This window comes from Pseudomonas sp. DE0010, assembly GCF_007680745.1.
Classification (GTDB): domain Bacteria; phylum Pseudomonadota; class Gammaproteobacteria; order Pseudomonadales; family Pseudomonadaceae; genus Aquipseudomonas; species Aquipseudomonas parafulva_B.
On the sequence record NZ_VEJQ01000039.1, the window covers coordinates 1 to 19,203 of the forward strand.

At 57.5% G+C, this 19,203-nt stretch carries 17 protein-coding genes; 7 read left to right on the forward strand and 10 right to left on the reverse strand.

Features of this window, described 5'->3' with window-relative positions:
* Positions 1–331 precede the first annotated feature (331 nt).
* Entirely contained in the window at positions 332–1,024 is a 693-nt protein-coding gene (locus FS767_RS20995; RefSeq protein WP_023534529.1) for a bacteriorhodopsin, read from the forward strand.
* 2 nt (positions 1,025–1,026) lie between these two features.
* Positions 1,027–1,863, forward strand: coding sequence for a beta-carotene 15,15'-dioxygenase, Brp/Blh family (locus FS767_RS21000; protein WP_144968020.1), 837 nt, complete (start codon positions 1,027–1,029; stop codon positions 1,861–1,863).
* A gap of 84 nt (positions 1,864–1,947) precedes the next feature.
* Here FS767_RS21000 and FS767_RS21005 read toward each other — a convergent pair whose 3' ends face one another.
* The 4 genes from FS767_RS21005 to FS767_RS21020 all read right to left on the reverse strand — a co-directional run bounded on the left by FS767_RS21005 (position 1,948) and on the right by FS767_RS21020 (position 5,257).
* Positions 1,948–3,150, reverse strand: a complete 1,203-nt coding sequence (locus FS767_RS21005) for a hypothetical protein (RefSeq protein ID WP_144968022.1) — start codon at positions 3,148–3,150, stop codon at positions 1,948–1,950.
* 518 nt (positions 3,151–3,668) lie between these two features.
* Positions 3,669–3,932, reverse strand: coding sequence for a DUF3077 domain-containing protein (locus FS767_RS21010; protein ID WP_144968024.1), 264 nt, complete (start codon positions 3,930–3,932; stop codon positions 3,669–3,671).
* 87 nt (positions 3,933–4,019) lie between these two features.
* A complete protein-coding gene (locus FS767_RS21015; protein ID WP_144968026.1) occupies positions 4,020–4,262 on the reverse strand; it encodes a hypothetical protein in 243 nt (80 codons plus the stop codon).
* 617 nt (positions 4,263–4,879) lie between these two features.
* The gene (locus FS767_RS21020; protein ID WP_144968028.1) at positions 4,880–5,257 is read right to left on the reverse strand and encodes a hypothetical protein; all 378 of its coding nucleotides are present in this window, start codon (positions 5,255–5,257) and stop codon (positions 4,880–4,882) included.
* A gap of 219 nt (positions 5,258–5,476) precedes the next feature.
* On the opposite strand from FS767_RS21020, the gene FS767_RS21025 reads away from it, so the two are divergent.
* From FS767_RS21025 to FS767_RS21035, 3 genes are read left to right on the forward strand one after another with little or no spacing between them, the layout of a single operon-like run.
* Positions 5,477–6,952 carry a hypothetical protein gene (locus tag FS767_RS21025; RefSeq protein ID WP_144968030.1) on the forward strand — a complete coding sequence of 492 codons (1,476 nt, stop codon included), beginning with the start codon at positions 5,477–5,479 and terminating at the stop codon, positions 6,950–6,952.
* Positions 6,953–6,975: 23 nt separating this feature from the next.
* Positions 6,976–10,377 (forward strand): TM0106 family RecB-like putative nuclease, encoded by a 3,402-nt coding sequence (locus FS767_RS21030; RefSeq protein WP_144968031.1) that lies wholly within the window; start codon positions 6,976–6,978, stop codon positions 10,375–10,377.
* A 37-nt stretch (positions 10,378–10,414) separates the two neighbouring features.
* Entirely contained in the window at positions 10,415–11,074 is a 660-nt protein-coding gene (locus FS767_RS21035; RefSeq protein ID WP_144968033.1) for an ankyrin repeat domain-containing protein, read from the forward strand.
* 61 nt (positions 11,075–11,135) lie between these two features.
* On the opposite strand, the gene FS767_RS21040 is transcribed toward FS767_RS21035, so the two are convergent.
* Entirely contained in the window at positions 11,136–12,011 is an 876-nt protein-coding gene (locus FS767_RS21040) for a WYL domain-containing protein (RefSeq protein WP_100850779.1), read from the reverse strand.
* 119 nt (positions 12,012–12,130) lie between these two features.
* Between FS767_RS21040 and FS767_RS21045 the strand changes: the two genes are divergently transcribed.
* Both FS767_RS21045 and FS767_RS21050 read left to right on the forward strand, forming a co-directional pair.
* Positions 12,131–12,391, forward strand: a complete 261-nt coding sequence (locus FS767_RS21045; RefSeq protein ID WP_144968035.1) for a hypothetical protein — start codon at positions 12,131–12,133, stop codon at positions 12,389–12,391.
* 8 nt (positions 12,392–12,399) lie between these two features.
* Positions 12,400–13,449 (forward strand): ADP-ribosylglycohydrolase family protein, encoded by a 1,050-nt coding sequence (locus tag FS767_RS21050; protein WP_144968037.1) that lies wholly within the window; start codon positions 12,400–12,402, stop codon positions 13,447–13,449.
* A 356-nt stretch (positions 13,450–13,805) separates the two neighbouring features.
* Here the strand turns inward: FS767_RS21050 and FS767_RS23600 are convergent, their stop codons facing one another.
* The 5 genes from FS767_RS23600 to FS767_RS21080 are packed head-to-tail and all read right to left on the reverse strand — an operon-like array spanning position 13,806 to position 18,980.
* Positions 13,806–14,117 (reverse strand): YkgJ family cysteine cluster protein, encoded by a 312-nt coding sequence (locus FS767_RS23600; protein WP_346775088.1) that lies wholly within the window; start codon positions 14,115–14,117, stop codon positions 13,806–13,808.
* Entirely contained in the window at positions 14,104–15,720 is a 1,617-nt protein-coding gene (locus FS767_RS21065; protein WP_256674298.1) for a dynamin family protein, read from the reverse strand. The genes FS767_RS23600 and FS767_RS21065 overlap by 14 nt, the downstream gene beginning before the upstream one ends.
* Positions 15,721–15,734: 14 nt before the next feature.
* Positions 15,735–17,498, reverse strand: coding sequence for a dynamin family protein (locus FS767_RS21070; RefSeq protein WP_144968045.1), 1,764 nt, complete (start codon positions 17,496–17,498; stop codon positions 15,735–15,737).
* 6 nt (positions 17,499–17,504) lie between these two features.
* Complete coding sequence (locus tag FS767_RS21075) at positions 17,505–18,098, reverse strand: hypothetical protein (protein WP_144968047.1); 594 nt, start codon at positions 18,096–18,098, stop codon at positions 17,505–17,507.
* Positions 18,099–18,113: 15 nt separating this feature from the next.
* Positions 18,114–18,980: a GTPase gene (locus tag FS767_RS21080; RefSeq protein ID WP_144968049.1), complete on the reverse strand. Its 867-nt coding sequence runs from the start codon at positions 18,978–18,980 to the stop codon at positions 18,114–18,116.
* Positions 18,981–19,203 lie beyond the last annotated feature (223 nt).

The following is a 19,203-nucleotide window of genomic DNA, read 5'->3' on the forward strand; positions in this document are numbered from 1 at the left end:
CTGACAGTCAGAATCGGCTTTAGCGTCCCACCACCCCTTCAAGTTTAACCATACAAGCGGCCTTGTGCCGCGATGGGCCGCGCAGCGGCCCCGGCGATCCTTGATGCAGGCTGAAATCCTGGGGCCGCTGTGCGGCCCATCGCGGTACAAGACCGCTCCTACAGTGCATCGCGTGACCTTGGGACGATCGCGCCAGGCACCGAAACATTTTGAACCAAAAATCTCACCCCGCTCTCCATCCGTAAACGAAGCGGCTAAAAAAAACCGCGGCGAACCCCGGCACCCCCTTGCATGCACCCCGGGCCTTTTACTGCTGGTAGCGGAGCCTCAAATGATCCAAACCCCCTTGCTGATCGGTTTCATCGTCATGGCCCTGGCATCACTGGCCATCTACATCAAAGGCGCACATTACGGCCCGCTTCTGGGCCACACCCTGATCCATGCCGCCGTCCCCTTCATCGCCGCCACCGCCTATCTGTGCATGTACCTGGGCGTCGGTAACCTGATCAAAGTCGACGGCAGCGTCACCTACCTGGCCCGCTACGTAGACTGGGCCTTCACCACTCCACTGCTGTTGGCAGGCGTCGTCAGCTCCGCCTACTACGGCACCCGCGACCTGTACGGCAAAAGCGGCTACATCACCGCCATCGTCACCCTCGACGTCATCATGATCGTCACCGGCCTGATCGCCTCCCTGGCCCCCTACGGCGTGATCAAGTGGGTGTTCTTCGCCTGGTCCTGCGCCGCGTTTGCTGGCGTGCTGTACCTGCTGTGGAAACCCGTCGCCAGCATCGCCAGCCAACAACCCGGCGTCAGCCCCGCCTACCGCCGCAACGTAGGCTTTCTCACCGTGCTGTGGCTGATCTACCCCGTGGTCTTCGCCGTCGGCCCCGAAGGCTTCTGGGCCGTGAGCGATGCCACCACCGTGTGGGTATTCCTGGTGCTCGACGTGCTGGCCAAGGTCGTCTACGCCTTTACCTCGGAACGTAACCTGCGCGCCGTGCCGGTAGGCCGAGGCTACTGAGCATGACTTGCACAGGGCGCAGCTGGCGCGCCCTTGTGGGGCTGGCGATTGCGGCCAGCCTTGCAGGCGGGCTGGCACCGCTGGCCTACGTGCTGCTGGTCGGGCTAGGGCTTGGCCTGCTGCATGGGGCCAGCGACCTGTACCTGGTCGAGCACGGGCAGCGTAAGCGCTTTGTGCTCAGCTACCTGGGCGTGGCCGTGGTGTGCGCCCTAGTCTGGCAAGTGGCGGGGGCGTTGGCGCTTACCGCCTTTTTATTGCTGTCGGTTTGGCACTTCGCCCATGAGGATGAGGTATTTCAGCGGCGGCATGAGCAGATTGCGCTGGGGCTGTTCATCCTGGGCGGGCCTGCGGTGTTGCATCGCGATGCGGTAGCCGAGTTGCTCAACCTGGCGATGGCGGCCGGTGCCTCTTCTGCCTTGGGCGGATGGCTGGCGGTGACGCTTGCGTGTGCGGGGCTGATTGCGTTCGGTGTGCTGCTGATGAGTGCTTGGCAACGGCGTGACCTGCGCCTGGCGGTGACCTTGCTGCTGGTGGTGGTCACACCGCCGCTGATTGGGTTTGCGCTCGGGTTCTACCTGCTGCATGCCGAACCCCAAACCCGTGTGCGCGAGCGAATGGTGGGTGCCTTGTCGATGGGCGACTACCTGCATCGCACCTGGCCAGTGCTCGCTGGGGCAGGAGTATTTGCCCTGGTGGGTGGGGCTGTGTTCTGGCAGCAGGAACAGACCGGCATTCGCGCCCTGTTCGTGGTGCTGGCGGCGTTTGCACTGCCGCATATGGTGGTGTTGCCGCGTTTTCATTCGGGGCGAGCATTGCCTCAGGTGCCGGGCCCGGTTTGACCTCCCCGGCGCGTAGGTGCGCCGGGGGCAGCCCCCCTTAAGGCGCTCCGGTGTTCAACCAACAATGAAGCGAAGGGTGCCGGATCACTTCGGCTTGGCCTCCGTCGCGGCATCGTCGCTTGATACAGGGGCGGCGACATGCACCTTGGCCTCGGACAACGCAATACAGCGATGGACGTAGCTATCGATCTTTTTCAAACCGACATCTCGGTAGCTCGCGGGACAGATCAATAACGTATCGCCGAAGCGGAACAGGCGGAACCCTCTGACGCTATACAAACCATTGGGCCCCTTATAGCTTTCCAGCTGCCACGTGGCGCTACTGAATACCTCTTTCGGGTAGTCCTTTTCGCTCAACACATAGCTAAGCTCGGTATTGTCTCTGATCTTGATCAGATTAGCGGCGGAGTAAACCCACAAGTCCACGAAGGCCGGCAACAGCATTGCATTGACGAAGACGCACCCAAGTAATGTCAATGCGGCTCGACCGATGCGGCGTATCGCATCGCCCTCTGTTAGGTAAAAGACGAGGACTGGCGCTAGGTACAGCGTCATGATCAGCAAGCAGAGCGCGATAGCACCAATGGCTTCCTCATCGCTCTCTCCGCCTCGCCAGGTCATGATGGCTAGCTGGGCGGGCATGACGCCACTCACCGAAGTGAATGCTAGCAGCACACCGAGCCAGCCAACGACGGCTGTGTAATAGATTTTGCGATGAGCAGGTTTGCGGGGGCCAGGTGGCAGATCCAGTACTTTTTCGTGCAGGGGCAGATTGCGACGCAGCACAATCAACAGCGCACAAATGGCAGCGGCTACGACGATAGGAAAGAAGTAGGCTGGGGCCATGGTAAAACCAAAGATTGCCCCCAGCAGGTTGAGTGATAGCAGTAAATAGCCCCCGACTACGATCAGGCCAAAGCGTAAGGCGAGCTTCTTTTCCAGCTCTCTGTCAACGGTGCATACAGACATGCTCAGCGTGAAGACCCAAGAGGGCACCGATACGACGATCAGCAGTGAGGCAAGTACCAGCAGGCTGAAGAATAACCAGGCAACCAAGTTTGAGGGGTTACCTAACGAGCTCAAAATCAACTCCGGGTGATGGATTACCCAAAGGTACTTGGTGAGGAGCAGGATTGAGATAAGCGTTGAAACTACTGGCAGCCACCATTTGATATCGGCAAGCAGTTTGAATACTGCTTGCCGGGTGGAGTTGGGGGTAAAGGTGTCGGGCGGTGGGTTGGAGGATTGGTTTTGCTGGACGGTTGTAGATGTAGATTCGGCTGTCATGGGTATGTGTTTCTTCCTTGAGTACAGTTTTGTGCTTAGGGAATGCAAAGGCACGTCTAGGTGCCCTACACCTAGCCGCCCTTGATAATCCGCATGTTGGGTTGCATTAGCGTTTCAAAGCAAGCATGGCGATAGGCAACGACACGCGAGACTAGGGGTAGGGAGAAAGGCACCGCAATAGGTACGGCGGATTTCATGTGTCTTTGAGAAGCGGACTACAAGGAAAGAAAATAATCTGAAAGATGCAGCTTGCTTTTGAAGTGGAGGCTGTAGGAACGCTAAACTTTCAGTGCCGAGACTACTGGCATGTTGATGCATCGCAATATCTGCGACGTGGCAGAAGGGCGCCCGCGTTGTCTGGAGTTGTCGCCTCGCCAGAGTTGAAGGCGATAAGAAACGATAACGGCTTGGGCTTGGGTCGTTGGATTTCACGGCTCTTTTATGAGCTCCCGCAAGCTTCACCCACGAGCCAGGTCCCGGCGCGATGAGCAGCCTCATTCCGCCGGGGATCTATAGGCTTAGCGCATCATGCCCAGTTCAGCGTCGTCCAGCAGCGCTTTGCCGAGTGCGCAGAGGTAGTGGGCGGCCCAGATCAGTTTGGGTTTGTCTTCCATCAAGCCTTCGAGGGTGAGGTCGCGGGCATAGCCCATCAATTTCGAAGCCTGTTCGCGTGCGTGTTGGCAGGGGATGCCGGGCTCGATGCGGAACAGTGCGTGGGTGTAGTTTTCGCCTTGGTAGAAGACGGTTTGTCCGAGGGTGCAGGGGGTGTCTGGGGTGGACATGGATGTGGCTCCCTGAAGTTTTTTGGGCTGGCTGTTTGGCGGGGCAAGTTGGTGACTGCCGGTTTGCTTGAGCCAGGGGCTTGAGGGTTAGTGCGTGGGGTGTCGCGAGGGAGGGTGATGGATTTGCAGGAGGGCGGATTCCAGCAGGCGGCGCAGGCATTCCAGCTCGTGCATGGAGGCCATGATCAGTGGGGCTGCCGGGGAGCGGGGCTGTATGAGGAGGGCTTGTTGGGCCACGGCTTCGGCGCAGAGGGCGTAGTCGGCGGCTAGGGTTAGGGTGTCTTCCAGGGTGGCGGGTGTGGGTGGTGGGTCGGGGACGATCTTCAGCATGTTCTGGTCCTCAGTGGAGCGACCAACGCTTGCTGTCAAACAAGTGGTGGCAGCTGTGCATGGGTTGACAGACCGGTGAAGACCAAACCGGCGCACACGAGGTGCCCCACACACAGCCGCCATAGGCAATCCGCGTGTTTGGTCGTCATCAGCCTGTCAAAGCTAGTCGTTGATGTGCAACGACGTGCTGAGACTAAGGGGGCGGAAAAACGACCGCAATGGGAAAGGTGGGTTGGGAGTATCTTTGGGAAATGGACTACAGGGAAGGGGAGGATTCTGAGATTTTGGGTCGGGAGAGCTACTCGTGAACGTGGTTTCAGAGACGTTCGGCCGTTGGCGGTGCTTCACGGAACACGACATCGGGGCTCGTTTCAAGCGATATTGACCTAGCGGTTTCCAGATCCCAGACACCAACATGCGCATAAAAGTGATCTGAAATTTCGGTGTGCCGGGGTGATCTGAATTAAGTCAGTAACATATTGATTAGTAGAGCGAATTTCGGTTTGTAATTTAGGCTGGAATACCGATTGGAATACTGCGAAAAGTATTTCTGGCCTGCCGATAACCGGCTCGGGTGCCCAGCGTAGGGCGACCCAGGTCCAAGCGTGGCCACTGAGCTAAACGACCACGGGATAACATGCATCTCCCCACAATGTATCCGGGTTATCTAACTTCAGCAGAATGATGACCGGAACCAGCTTGCCGAGCAGGTTGGCACAGTCGCGCAGTTGATCTCGATTGACGCTGCTGTTCCAAGTGGCACCCCCATGCATGATCTGGTTGCGCAGGGTGTAGATCCGGTTGAACAGCACCCCTAGCACGGCCGCGGTGTTGCGATTGGCCAGTGCTTGCTGCGCGGTTTTACGACCGTTGGCAAAATCAGTCTGCTCGGCTCGGTTCAGCCAGCTCAGTGCTCGATGAACACGCAAGGTGAGGTTGGGGTGATGGCCCTCACGTTCTTGGCGGTGTCGGGTCTTGAGTGCTTGATAGTCCATGAGGTGATAATCCTTGAGGGGGCGCGCGGTCCGTAAAGAGCTGATGTGTGTCTGAAAACTTTACAGTTAAATGAGCGACTCGCCGCTGCCGCTGGAAACTATATGGCCAGGGCACTCGAACCTACTCCAATTGTTTACCTGTATGAACAGACAACGTGGACGCAGCCTGTCATTTTGCTTAGGGTATGGCCATTCGACACTACCTGCAAGGCGGCTGGCATGAACCGTGATGACTTCCTGGCACAACCCGAAGTTGAGGCTTTCATTGAATGGCTGGCAGCCAACTTGCCGGTACTCACCTTCAAGCTGCGATTCAAGTCCAGCAAGTTTGTGCCCGGCGGTTTGACGGTCGATGTACAGGGGATAGAGCAGGTCCTTGAGCATTACCGCTGGAAGGCAAGCTGGCGCGACAGCCACCAGAGCGCGGTCGACTCTGAAACCTGGATGCAGACCCAGGGCTCGCTTAGGCAATTGCGTGAGTGGCTGTCGGCTGGTGTCCGCGCCGGTGATGAGCAACAAGCGCTTCAGGCCTGTTTGCAGATTCTGCGCTGGGGCGGGGTGCGGGGCGCCATTCCATTCTTGCATCGGCTGGCGGCCAGCGGCGAGTTGTCGAGCTACCTGAAGAAGATGGCTGGGCTCATGGCGCTCGATGCCGACAATGACCTGGATGACCTCAGCAGTGTCGAGCGTTTCGATTCGGGCCTGACCAAGATTCACGCCTTGCTCGACTTGTCCGGTTCGCCGATCTATGACAGCCGTGTGGGCGCCGCGATTGCCATGTTGTATGCGCTGTTCCGCCAGCAGTGGGCAGGGCGTGGCAAACCTCTGCTGAGGTTTCCGTCCGGCGGCGCGCGTGGCGATCAAATCCGCAACCCCGGGGCGTTTGCCAATTGTTTGGCAGCGCCGCAGTTCTCGGCGATAGAATACGCTGAGTGGGCGCGCTGGCAGGTCCGCTTGGGCTGGATTGTCCGCGCGTTGCTCGGGCGCACAGGCTGGTTTGCCGACCAAGGGGCAATGCCCGCGCGATGCCATGCATTCGAGGCGAGCCTTTTCATGCTCGGCTATGACCTTCGCTGCTTTGGCCTGACACCAGTACCTGAGGCCCAAGCTGTTGGCGAGCAGGGCGAAGTATCGCTGCGCGAGTCTGGCAATAGCGGCTGGGTGCCCACGGGTCATCCTTTTGGCCAGGTGCTCAGTGACTACTTGGCCTTCCGTCACAGCGGTGCGCCAGACAATAAAGACGCGTTCGTTGACTGGCTGGTGGCTGAGCCGCGCAATGGGAAAACGCTCTCACGCGCTACTGCACAGGGCTATTGCTTCCCGTTTTCCATTGACGAGTTTGACTTGTTCGGCCGCTCGCTTGCTGCCCTTGAACGCATAGTTGAAGGTGGTGAGGACGGACTGCGGGCAGCCTTGTCTGGTGAAACGCTCGAGCCGTTCACGGTGGGGGACGAGCGCGTCAGTGTCTGCCTGGTTGATGTATTTATCACTGGCAATGCCTATGCCCGCGCAGAGAGCGACAAGGAACGTGTCGACTACGTCGTAAACGCTGGCTATGCCGGTACCGAGAACTCCGCGAGAACACTCATGGCCGTAGGGCGCAGCGTAGGCAAGCACTTCGGCCTGCTCGATGTGCAGCACTTGCCAACGCCCTTGTTCGAGCAGTTCTACCAAGGTTGCTCGCTCGACGCCTGAGCCACGCCGGAGGCAATACAACCATGCAAACTCGAAATGGGACTCGGCTGTATTCCGCCTCGGACATCTGCGGCTTCCTGGAATGCCAGCATCTGACAGCGCTGGACCTGCAACACCTGGTCGCGCCGATGGAGAAAGCCCCGGCAAGCGAGCAGAACCGCTTGATCCAGGACAAAGGGCTGGCCCACGAAGCAGCATTTCTTGAACGGCTCAAAAGCAACCATGCCCACGTAGTCGACATCGCTGAGGGTAATCCGAGCTTCCCTCGGCGGGTGGAGCTGACCATCGAAGCCATGCAGGCTGGTGCGGACATCATCTTTCAGGCCTCGCTTCAGGAAGGCGCCTTTAACGGGCATGCCGACTTCCTGCGCAAAGTGCCTCGGCCGTCGGCGTTGGGTGGCCACAGCTATGAAGTGATCGACACCAAGTTGGCCAAGAATACAAAGGCCAAGTTTCTGGTGCAGGTTGCGCTTTATTCGCGGATGCTGATAGCGATTCAGGGCGTACAGCCACAGTTCATGTACATCGTGCTGGGTGATGTTGCGCGTACCGAACAGGCCTACCGGGTTGCTGACTACGCGGATTACCTAGAGCAGGTGCTGCAGCGTTTCACTGCGTTCGTGAACATTGACGGACCTCGGGTCACCTACCCGGACCCGTGTGGGCATTGTGGTTTTTGTGGGTGGCGTGATCGTTGCACTGAACAACGTCTACAGGATGACCATCTGTCGGCAGTCGCTGGTATCAGCCGCTCGCAAATCAAGAAATTACAGGTTGGCGGTGTGACCACCTTGCAACAGTTGGCGGCCAGTGGCGATGACTTGCGTATACCCAAGCTGCAAGTGGAGTCACTGAACAAGTTACGCCATCAGGCGCGCCTGCAGTTTCAGGGGCGCTCCAGCGATACCCCGTTGTACGAGCTGTTGCCGGTCATGGGGCAGCGGCGTGGCTTTGGCCGTATGCCTTCTGCAGTCGAGGGTGATCTGTTCTTCGATATGGAAGGTAATCCTCTGGAGGAGGGTGGCCTGGAGTACCTCTTCGGCCTGTATATAGACGAAGGCGGTGAACAAACCTTCAAAGCTTTTTGGGCGCACAGCCGGGACGAAGAAAAGATCGCGTTCGAGCAGTTCATCGACTGGGTCATCGCGCACCTTGAGCGTTACCCGAATGCGCATGTCTACCACTATGCCAGCTATGAAGAAACGGCCATCAAGCGCCTGATGAGCCAGCACGGTACGCGAGAGGCGCAAGTGGACTGGCTGCTGCGCAATGGCAAATTGATTGACCTTTACAAGGTGGTGCGTGAAGCGATCCGGGTGTCGGAACCCAGCTACTCGATCAAGAACATCGAACACTTCTACATGGCAAAGCGCGACGGTGATGTTACCAATGCCGGTGCGAGCATCGTGTTCTATGAGCGCTGGAAAGAGACTGGTGAGCCAGCATTGCTTGAGCAGATTGAGCGGTACAACGAAGACGATGTGCTTTCTACGTATCTGTTACGCAACTGGCTTGCAAACATAAGTCCGTTGGGCCTCGAGGCTCTTGTCGTAAAGCATGCTGAGGGCGAGAAAGCCGTAGCAGAGCAGAAGGAGATCGAGGTTCTGCTGGCAAATTATCGTGATCGACTGCTCGCTGGCTTGCCGTCCGAGGAATGCGCACTGAGCGACGAGGATCAGGTCAGGGTACTGACCTTCCAACTGCTCGACTTCTACCGTAGGGCAGAAAAGCCGGTGTGGTGGCAGCTGTTCAGCCGCCAGGACATGACGACCGAAGAGTTGCTGGAGGATATCGAGAGCCTCGCCGGTTTGCAGCGTACAAAAACGCCGCCGGAACCGATCAATAATTCGTTCCTGTTCGAATACAGTTTCGAGCCGCAGGAAAGCAAAATGCGTTCCGGATCCAAAGGTGTCATCCCAGAATCGGTGGCCAGTGTGCAACTGGTCAGTCTGGACCATGACGCGTGCCTGGCGACATTCAAGGCCACCGCAAAAAAGGCGCCACCGGAAGCCTTTGATATGATTCCCGGCAGGCCAATACCGTCCACGCCGCTGCGCAAGGCACTGTTTCGTTATGCCGATAGCGTCTTGGCTGGTGAGCAACGCTTCCAGGCGGTGGCGGATTTCCTCCATCGACGTGCACCACGGGTTAAAGGCATCGAGCCGGGTGCGCCTCTGCTTAATCCGGACCTGGCAACGACCGATGCCATCAAGCAGGTGGTACGCAACCTCGAGGACAGTGTGCTGTTCATTCAGGGGCCGCCAGGTGCCGGCAAGACCTACACCGGCTCGCATGTGATCGTTGACCTGCTCAAAGCCGGCAAGCGCATCGGGGTAACCTCCAATTCGCACTCCGCCATCAACAACCTCTTGGCTGCTGTCGAGGCGCGTGCACAAGTGGAGGGTGTTAGATTCAAGGGGCTGAAAAAGTCATCGGAAGGCGAGGGCACGGAATTCATCGGCCGTTGCATTCGCTCCATTGAGGACAAAACGGAATTTCTCGACAACTGGGGGCCGGATATCAACCTGACCGCCGGTACTGCCTGGCTGTTCGCCGATGCGAGCTTCACCGAGCAGTTGGATTACCTGTTCATCGATGAAGCAGGCCAGGTGAGTGTGGCGAGCCTGGTCACCATGGGCATGGCGGCCCGTAACATCGTCTTGATGGGTGACCAGATGCAATTGTCGCAACCTGTGCAGGGCGTGCACCCGGGCCGCTCCGGTGACTCCATCCTCGACTATCTGCTGGCCGGCACGCCTGCCATCGCACCTGACCGAGGGGTGTTCCTGGCACAGACCTGGCGGATGCATCCGCAGGTTTGCTCTTTCATCTCCCAGGCGGTGTACGAAGGTCAGCTTTCATCGGCGCCAGGGACCGAGCGGCAGTTGTTGCTGCTCGATGGGGAGCGACCGGAAGTACCGGCCAGCGGGCTGATGTTCTGCCCTGTCGAACATGAAGGCAACAGCCAGAGCTCCGATGAAGAAGCCGCCTGCGTCAAAGCGCTGTACATGTATTTCCTACGCCAGGGCTATGTGGATAAATCCGGCGTGGAGCATGCGCTGTGCCTTGAAAATATCCTGGTCGTGGCGCCTTACAATCTGCAGGTACAACTGTTGAAGCAAGTGCTCCCGGCGGGCGCGCGCGTCGGCACTGTGGATAAGTTTCAGGGGCAAGAGGCGGAAATTGTCATCGTATCTATGGCGACGTCGAATGAAGACTACCTGCCAAGGGACATTGGCTTCCTGTACTCGAAAAACCGTTTGAATGTAGCGGTCAGTCGCGCCAAAACGCTGGCTTGCATCGTTGCCAGCCCGGACCTGACGGCCATTCGCTGTCAGACGCCGCAAGACATGAATCTGGTCAACGGCTTGTGTATGGCGATCCGCTATGGACGGGAGGAAAAGCAGTCGTCCCGGTGTGAATAGCGGCCTTGGTGTTTCTATCTATTCGGGAAAACGTGTCATGACTTATCCGCCCGCATTGCTTGCCGTGATGGAAAAGACTCTCAAGACGACGCGCTTCGGCATCGACGACCTGTTGGCGCTAGAAATAGGAGTCTGGCATGCCGCCGTGCTTTTCGACGACACCGAGCACTTGCGGCTATTTGCTCCTGCAGCGATGAACGAGCGCGACCGCGCCGAAAACACGCCACTGGACATCGCCTACCGGCTTAACCGCTCGATATGGATCGACAGGTTGGAGGCGTTCGGGGCCGAGGGAGACAAGGCGCTTCTGGACTGGAAAGGCCTCGGCAGCTTTCTGGCCCCTGTCAACCATGTTCGTTTGCCCAGCAAACGCGGCATCATCAAGGTGCTCGCCAATCGATACCGGCAGGGCCGCAGTCTGAATGACCGTGATGCGGCAGGTAATACTCCACTCCATTGGCTGGCCGTGCACGGCCACAGCAAGGCTGCGAACTACTTCGCCAACCACTACCGGACGTTCTGCCTGGACCTGAGCGCGAGGAACAACGTGGGCCACACCGCCCGAGACGTTGCCAAGCTGGCGGGCCATCACGACATAGCGGCGCAGCTGTTAATCCGGGAAATCGACAACTACCTGGGCGCGGCGTATATCTGGCAGCAGATGTGTGCCGACCGCAGTAGTTTCAGCCGTAGCTGAACCTCTGTGAGCGGGCCATCGACCATGGGAATCGAGCCCCTCGTCTGAGAGACTCGCGATTTCAATCATGCAACAACCACGGCTTTAGCTCTTTGAGGTTGCTCACGACAATCTGCTGGGCCTCGGGGCTCATGGCCAGGCTGCGCCGGTCAATCTGATAGCGCTGCAGCACATACTTCACCAGCGCCCTGCGACTGGGCACAATCAACTGCCCCTGGGTCATACCGAAGTCCGTCTCGATGATTGCCTTCTGCGCCTCGTTCAAGCGTCCGTCGGGCTCGATGATCACCGGAATCTCGGTGTTCCAGTCTTCATCCAGCTCGCGCGTGTTCGGTGAGGCGTCGAGCAAATCCGGCTGCCCGCGCAAGCGGCTCAGCACGAAGTCGCGGTATTGGCCATTCTTTTCGCAGTAAGCCCGCACATGCCAGCGCATGCCGGTGTAGACCAGTGTGTGAGGTGCGATCAGGCGAACCTCGACGTTGGGGGTGTTGAACGACACGTACTCGGTTTCCAGGCGCAGGCCCTCACGGCAAGCCTTGAGCAAAGGGCGCAGGACCTCCGGGCGGATGGGCCGATCCGGCACCTCCAGCACCTTGGTGTGCGCATATGCCAGTGCCAGGCCGTCGATGTGCGGGGCCCGCTCATTGTTCTGGTAGAGCAGATGAAGATAGGCGCTGGCGCTGTCGTCGATGAAGAGCGGCTTGAACTGCTTGCTCGGTACATACCCTTTGAGTTGCTTGTCATATGTCAAGTTTTTAGGCGCATGCTCGGTGATGTAGGTGTTGATGTCCTTGGACGCCTGCTGGCGACTGATTCCAAAGCTCTGCATCAAGTGCCCCGTGGTCAGCCGGCCTTCCCACCAGGCAACGGTCTCAATCAAACGATAGCGAAGTGCCAGGTCCCAGCGTACCTGCTCGACGGATTGCTTGCGTTTCATACCCTCTCCTTGTGCGCGATTACTTTACCTGTATAAGTCTACATTCTAGACGTGTAGTTTTGCATTACATATCTTCGATTTGTCTTCGGAATACATCCGGGGCAGAAAAGGATATGAGCATGACTATGCCGGAAGTGGTTGCGACAGGGGCCTTGGTGGCGATGGGGATCATCCTGCTGGTGCTGATTCAGCAGGCTTTGAAGCTCGGTGAGCTTGGGAAAAAGGTCGAGCACTGTCAGAGGGACCTGCGCTGGCTACAGATTTGGGAAATGGAAAACCGCGAGCTGCGGTCGGCGTTGCGCGCAGAGCGGGAGCATGTTGCGCAGTTGCAGCGCAAGCTGGTGATTTTGCAGGACCTAGCTTCTGGTGAAGGGTGTTAAGGGACGATATGAACAGAATTGAACGGATCAGCGGCCTGCAGGGGGGAGCCGTCGGAGATGCGCTGGGCTCCCTCGTGGAGTTGCTTGAGTGGTCAGTGATCGAGGCCAGGTACGGGCCACAGGGCATCATTGATTTTACCCCGGCTTATGGCCGCGCCTGTGCGATCAGTGACGCTACCCAGATGATGCTATTTACCGCAGAAGGCTTGCTGAGGGCTTATGTGCTAGCCAGCTCGCGTCAGGCATGTCATGTGCCCGGCATTGTTCATCACGCGCTGCTGCGTTGGCTGACGACCCAGGATTATCCTTCGCTGATACCGGTCGACACCGATGGCTGGCTTATCAGGCATATGGAGCTCTGGTCGCGTCGTGCGCCAGACATAACCTGTGTAAGTGCGCTCAAGGCCAGCGAACGATTGGGTATGGTTGCCGAAAACAACAGCAAGGGCTGCGGTGCCCTGGTACGCGTTGCACCCTGTGCATTCTTCGCCAATGCATTTGACTATGCATCGCAGTCCGGGCGACTGACGCACGGGCACCCCACAGGTTACTTGGCGGCTGGGCTGTTCGCCGACATTCTGCAGCGTGTTGTCGATCGACAAGATAGCCTGGAGCACGCTGTGACGCAGAGTTTAGCCAAGTACGGGCATGTACCTGGTATCGAGGAAACGCGCAGCCTTGTCGAGCGCGTGATGTTCTTCTTTTACGAGGGATACACACCCAGCCCTCAACGGATAGACGATTTTTCCGGTGGTTGGGGTGCTGAACAGGTGCTGGCGATTGGGCTGTGGTGTGCGTTGACTGCGCGTTCGTTTGAAGATGGCGTGATTGCGGCGGTTAATCATAGTGGTGACAGCAGTAGTACAGGACTGGTCGTCGGGCACTTGCTGGGGGCGCAGTATGGTGTTGCCGCTATTTCTGACCGGTGGCTTGAGCGCCTGGAACTGCGGCAGGTGATTGCGCAGGTCGCTGAAGATGTCGAGCGCGTTCCGCGGGAGTATTGCGGGGTTGGTGGGGAGTTTGACCAGCATATTGAATATACCTATCCCGGTAGTTGAGCGTATTGCTGATAATGAGTTTGGGCAGGGACCTAGGAGCTTTAAAATGCCGATCAAACCCAGGCCCTTCACTTTTGAATGTGAAGATTGTGGTTGGACGAAAACAGTGGCGCCGCGTAGTGATGCCTTGGTGCCGGGGGAGTGGATTGATCAGTGCCCGAAGTGCGGGGGTAAAGCGCTGAAGATACGCGCCGCGGGGTGGTTCGAGGAGGCGTTGGCGAAGTTGTTGGCGCAGCGGCGATTTTAATTGGGGGGGGCTATATCGCCCGTGTGATCGAGTAGAGTAAAGGCCAGGGTTTTGTACCCTGGCGTTAATGGCTTGCCAATTGGCAGGCCTGGATTGGTGGCAGCTTTCCTTACGCAGCAGGCAATGTTCCGGTTGTTTCGCTGCTAGCGAGCATCTGCAACTGTTTACATCCTGCCTCATTTATTCTGACGAACACTTCCCACGTCATTGCTTGCTGATAGTGGTTTGCGTACTGCAGATCTATACGGCAAATGTCCGGACGTTCGTCGTAGATGCGGCACCCTTTATTCAATTCATCCAGATGCCGGCATACCCCATCGCCGCGATCCATCGCGGCGGTTTGCGGGAGCAAGTGAACGCGCCGGCAACATTCCATGCACCGGCTGCAGGCGAAAGCCTGATGGGTGTCAGGCATACTCATCCATGGCAGCGAGGCATTGAACCAGACGCTCGCGATCTTCGCTGAGGCGGCGCTGATTCTGGTTGAGACTGCCTCGCAGACTTTGCAGTTTTTCCTTGATCTCTGCGAAGCTGGCTTTCAGGTGCGTCTCGACCATGCCGTTCAAGGATTGCGAGAACTCCCAAGCCGTCTCTTCGCCAAAAGCCTGAATGGCCTGGTCGCGACGCTCGCGCTCCTGGGTTTCTCGCTGGGCTTGCTCATTCAATCGCTGCTGCTCAGGGTCGCCCGCAAAAGCCGAATACAGCGTGCTGCCAACCTGGAAGGCAATGCCGATGACCGGGATGACCTTACCGACAATCTGTTCAGCAACTTTACCCATCGTGGCAGGGCCAATACCTTTGAACAGGGTAGGCAACCATTCTTTGCCAACTTTCATAACGCTGATTACGTGTTCGGCTTTCAGCATGCTGCCCGCTTGGCGTACACCCGATTCGAGCAGGGACATATCGATACCAAGCGATGCAGGAAGCTGGTCTGCATGAGCTGCTTGGGCTTCAAGGTTCGGCGTCGCTTGGCCAGCGTAGGACTGAGGTTGCACGCGGACCTCCCGAATGACTTCGTCGAGCATTTCGGATGCGTCCAGGCCCAGGCGGGAGAGCTCGGCTTCAAGCTCTGTGCAGACCTCGTGATTGGCTTGACCAATGAGCTGCTCGATCTTGCCTTGAGCACCCTCGCTGTTCAAGTGCAGTGCATTGACTGTGCTCTTGCTAATAAAAGCGGCCTTGGCTTCTATCAGCGATTTCAAACCACGGTGGATATCGATTTCGCGACGAGCGATTTCTGCGTAGAAGGTGTCCAGACGCTTGATCAAGGCCTGATCCTGCTGTTCATCCAATACGTCCACAGTTTCCTGGATGAAACAGCTCAGTTCAGTGGCGACCCGTGCAACGATAGCCTTTTGTTCGACCGATCCGAAGAATTCGGCCAGCGCGCTCTCGAATTTCGGGAAGCCGGAGCTGTTCAGCAGGTTCTGCTTGTTCTCCAGTTTTGCCTTGAGCGCAGTGCGGGCATTGACCTCGACGATCGGAATATGATCCAGCACTCGCTGAGTGCCAGCTTTTAGCTGGATACGCTGGCGCAGTTCATCTTTGACACGCTCCAGGTCGATCGGGTCGAAACGGTTCTTGCAGTTGAGTACCAGGAAGATCATCTTCCCTGCGAGCACCAACTCCAGCAGCACATCGAGAGTCTTCTCTTCCTCGACGACGCCCAGCGGGTTGACCACGAAAATTACGACATCCGACTGGATCAGCTGTTCACGTGTGATTTCCTCGTGCTCGAGTGGAGCGTCGATACCGGGAGTATCGAGCACTTCGAAATCGCCCCAGCGATAGCCTTGTACGCGAGCGGTTTCGGGTACATCAGCCACCGCGGCCAGTTCCTGGCCGAGCAGGGCATTGATCAATGTGCTTTTACCCGCGTTGTAAACGCCATAAACCATTATGGTTGCGCCGGGCTGGGCTTTTTTTGCCCTGCTCAACTCACGAATACTGGCGATCGCGTTCGGGTTGTAGGTTTCACACAGGGCATCTACTTCGTCATAGAGACCCAGCAACTGCGTCATTGGACCTGGTCTTGTCATTGCAAAGTGCTCGTTTCAAGGGTAATGAATGCCTGGCGCAGGCGCTGCATTTCGATAGTCAAAACCTGACAGTATTCAAGCATCGAGTTTCGCAGTGGCTGATAAATGCCCTGCACCTGTTCGTTGAGGTAGGCGGGTAGCGCATTCGCGTATTGTTCGATAGCGATCTGGCGCTGTTCTTCCAGATTGTCGCCGACGACCACATTGTGTTTTGCGAAAATGGCTTCCGCGCTTCGCCCGATCATGCTGGCAGCACTGCCCAGCGACGCCCCGGCTGCCGCGCCTGCCGGGCCGCCGACGAAGAAGCCGGCGATGCCACCGACCACAGCCCCAGCCGTACCCCAGGCCGTTTTGGTGCTGCTTCGTGTACCACTCATGTATTCCTTTTCGACCGTGACTTCTCGGTAATCCGGAATGGCACCAAGACGGCTCGTGTCGAAGGCACGCTTCAGAGCATTCTGCTGAGTTTCCCCAATGGTTTGTATGGCCTCGCTGGTCAGCTGGCCGACAACCTTGCCCAGCTGTTCTTGAAGCAGGGCCTGGACGTTGGCCGGACGAGGGCCGTTGAACAGTTGATTGACGAAGCTGCGCATCTCAGTGGTGCCTTTCTGGCCCAGCGTACGCAGTACTCGGTCAACCGCCTGGTCCTGAACTTGAATTTGTTGCTCAAAAGACTCGGTCAGCTCTTTGATAAGACCCAGGTCTTCGTTGGTTTCCCCCACGGCCTTGCGCAGATTGTTAAGCGGCGTGTTCAGTTTCAGCTGCAGGCCCTGGCCTTGAGACAGGGTCTTGAGTGTCTGGAACAGCGTTCCCATGCCACTTTCCTGCAAGTGCGAAGGGTGCTTTTCAGCAAAGCGGGTAGAGAGTGGCAGTATGCTGATTTTCTCCACAGCATCATGCTGCATCGCCGCCAGGTTGCCAGAGACTTCCTTGATCTGGCGCTGCTGAGTTTCCTTGGACTTCATCAGCACTTCGGTGATGAGTTGCCCATCGTCATCTTCATCTTCTTCGGTGATATCGCTGCCGGTCAGCAGAACCATCAGCGAGCGTTGGCCGCTCAACAGGGCGCTGACTTCGCTCATGTCGGAGCTTCGGGCCGGGGCCTGCGAACTCATGGTATAGAGGATCAAGTCCGCTTGATCGACATACTTGCGCGCAAGGTCACCATTCGCGGAATTTGTCGAATGCAGCCCGGGGGAATCCACCCAGGTGAATCCCGGCAACTTGAAGCCCTGGATCGAGCTGGTGGCTTCGGTGGCGCCGACTCTGAACTGCTCCGTGCGGCAAGCTTCGCCTTCCTCATCGCCGCTGGCGACATTGGTACGGTCATGGGAGAAGTAAACGGGTTTCAGGGCGGTCTGATTTTTCAGTTCAGCAGAGGGGGCGCTATGCCCCCAGGCCACATAGTTACCCAGCGAGCTCTTGCCCGACTTGACCTTGCCGTAGACGAACACCAGCAACGAGTCGTTGAACGTTTCGCGAAACTCAGCGCCCTTCGTGCGTACCTGTGCGCGTTTTTCCCAGACGGTGAATTGATTCGTCAAGCGCTGGGCCAGCTGGGCTGCGCCTTTTCCAAGCGGGTTTCGCTCGCTGACTGTGGCAGCCATGCGTTCTGTGTTATGACGCATCTGCTCCACAAAGCCCGTGCGCAGTGTATCGAAGCGCTGCTGAGTCTGCGCAAAGTCCTGTTTCTTGCTGGAAAATTGCCCCTGCAATTGCTGAAAGACCTGCATCAACTCATCGCGATTAACAGTGCTCATGGAAGACTACGCCTGGGGAAGAAGTTGACGTTTGAGTTGCTGTAGCCGCTCGATGCGTTCCTGCGCGACTTGCGCCTGGGCGAGTGCGGCATGATCGCAGGCAGTCGCGTCGGCAGGTGCAGTCACGGTTTCAAGCAGGTTCAGGCCTTGCATAAAGTGGATAATGTGCCCACCTTCGATCGCTGGGGACGCCTGAAGAATGGCTTTGACGGTCTTTCCATAGTTCGACGTTGAAGACGCGGTACTGCGTATGTGTTGTTCGAGCTGATCCCCCGTCACGCCTTCGAGCGTCAATCTGGCCATTTTGCTCAAGCCTTCGGATACAGTGTTGTGTTTGTCGGACGAGGAGGTCAGCGCTGAGGCAGCCCCCCTGAGCTCGGCTTTGAGCTGTTCACGCCGCTCTCCCGCAAGCGACTGCACTCGAGCCTTCAGGTTCTCGCGCTCTCGTTGGCGCTTGGCTTCCTGCTCCTGTTGGCGCCGCTCGCTGTCGTCGTAGGTCGTCGTGCTGCTCGAAGAGGAAGGGCTGTCGTCAGAAACAGCTTTGGCAATGGCGGTTACGGCAGCGACTGCCGCAACGCCGATCAACCAGGGTAGAGGCATTGCAAGTCTCCTTACTTAAATGCTGTCGAGTTTTTTGCGCGCTTTCTGCATGTCGGACGTATGGGTTTTGAACGTCCGCCGAGCGCCGTCGATGAGCTCAACGAACGTTTTGGCTTTCACCACATAGGGCTGAGTTATCTGCTCGATCAGCTTCACTTCCTGTGCTATTGCAAGGTCGATGCGTTCGCAAAGGTCGAGTGCTCGACGCGCTAGCCGCTTTTGCCGGGCTAACTCAAGCGAGTGAGCGAGCTTTTTCGAAAGTGCCTGCAGGTGCTGCTCCAATTGCGGAATTCCGCTTTTGGTGCACAATCCTTCCTTGTTCTTCTCGACACCACTTTTGAAGCGAGTGCTGGAGATGGCAAAGCATTCGGGCATGGTGCCTAGATGGATCAGGGCCTGACGATCGATCGTTTCTTTTACCTGGGCCAGGTCCGCGTCCTGAAGCTTGTCCAGTTGGCTGATTACCAGCACTACGCGCTCTCCGACATCCTCACCGTATGCATTGCGCAACTGGTCGAGCAGGGCCACTTCTTCCGCATCCAGCTCGCCTGGCGGGGCGTGAACAAAAAGTACGACATCAGCTTTATCAAGACCTTCGTTTGCCTGCTGCGTATCGTCTGCATCGATACCCAGGCCCGGGGTATCGACAAGCACATAGTTATTGAGCTCCAGTGCTTGATTGGTCCGGGTAGTGCGGATGTCACCTGTTTGGAAATGCTCATCGCAGGCATGCCCGCTCAGCATGTTGAGCAGAGAGCTTTTGCCCGCTTTCACAAGGCCCCAGGCGGCAATGCGAGGCTTGGTTGGGGCGGCGTCGCTGCGCTGGCTGGCGAATAGTTGGTACTCCGCCTCCAGCGCCGTGATGTGTTGTGTTCGATCCATCAGTCTGCGTCTCCTGTCGCATCACTGTCCAAGCAGCGCATCTTTGCGCTACAAAAATCAGGGCAAAGCGAATGATGTCATATGGCCACAAATTATGGCGCGTCGGTTGACCCCTTTGAAGTGTTATCGGGCGATTTGCTGAATCCCTTAGGCACTGTACGAAATAAGGCGTCGCAGACACCGCATGCCGCAAGCCAGCGAGACCATCGCTGCATAACTTTTT

Excerpts from the sequence above, each read along its gene's own strand:
- FS767_RS21000 (WP_144968020.1), top strand. The coding sequence starts at position 1,027 with ATGACTTGCACAGGGCGCAGCTGGCGCGCCCTTGTGGGGCTGGCGATT.
- FS767_RS21065 (WP_256674298.1), bottom strand. The coding sequence starts at position 15,720 with ATGACGCAGTTGCTGGGTCTCTATGACGAAGTAGATGCCCTGTGTGAA.
- FS767_RS21005 (WP_144968022.1), bottom strand. The coding sequence starts at position 3,150 with ATGACAGCCGAATCTACATCTACAACCGTCCAGCAAAACCAATCCTCC.
- FS767_RS21020 (WP_144968028.1), bottom strand. The coding sequence starts at position 5,257 with ATGGACTATCAAGCACTCAAGACCCGACACCGCCAAGAACGTGAGGGC.
- FS767_RS20995 (WP_023534529.1), top strand. The coding sequence starts at position 332 with ATGATCCAAACCCCCTTGCTGATCGGTTTCATCGTCATGGCCCTGGCA.
- FS767_RS21050 (WP_144968037.1), top strand. The coding sequence starts at position 12,400 with ATGAACAGAATTGAACGGATCAGCGGCCTGCAGGGGGGAGCCGTCGGA.
- FS767_RS21045 (WP_144968035.1), top strand. The coding sequence starts at position 12,131 with ATGACTATGCCGGAAGTGGTTGCGACAGGGGCCTTGGTGGCGATGGGG.
- FS767_RS21010 (WP_144968024.1), bottom strand. The coding sequence starts at position 3,932 with ATGTCCACCCCAGACACCCCCTGCACCCTCGGACAAACCGTCTTCTAC.
- FS767_RS21035 (WP_144968033.1), top strand. The coding sequence starts at position 10,415 with ATGACTTATCCGCCCGCATTGCTTGCCGTGATGGAAAAGACTCTCAAG.
- FS767_RS21025 (WP_144968030.1), top strand. The coding sequence starts at position 5,477 with ATGAACCGTGATGACTTCCTGGCACAACCCGAAGTTGAGGCTTTCATT.
- FS767_RS21030 (WP_144968031.1), top strand. The coding sequence starts at position 6,976 with ATGCAAACTCGAAATGGGACTCGGCTGTATTCCGCCTCGGACATCTGC.
- FS767_RS21075 (WP_144968047.1), bottom strand. The coding sequence starts at position 18,098 with ATGCCTCTACCCTGGTTGATCGGCGTTGCGGCAGTCGCTGCCGTAACC.
- FS767_RS21080 (WP_144968049.1), bottom strand. The coding sequence starts at position 18,980 with ATGGATCGAACACAACACATCACGGCGCTGGAGGCGGAGTACCAACTA.
- FS767_RS21015 (WP_144968026.1), bottom strand. The coding sequence starts at position 4,262 with ATGCTGAAGATCGTCCCCGACCCACCACCCACACCCGCCACCCTGGAA.
- FS767_RS21040 (WP_100850779.1), bottom strand. The coding sequence starts at position 12,011 with ATGAAACGCAAGCAATCCGTCGAGCAGGTACGCTGGGACCTGGCACTT.
- FS767_RS21070 (WP_144968045.1), bottom strand. The coding sequence starts at position 17,498 with ATGAGCACTGTTAATCGCGATGAGTTGATGCAGGTCTTTCAGCAATTG.
- FS767_RS23600 (WP_346775088.1), bottom strand. The coding sequence starts at position 14,117 with ATGAGTATGCCTGACACCCATCAGGCTTTCGCCTGCAGCCGGTGCATG.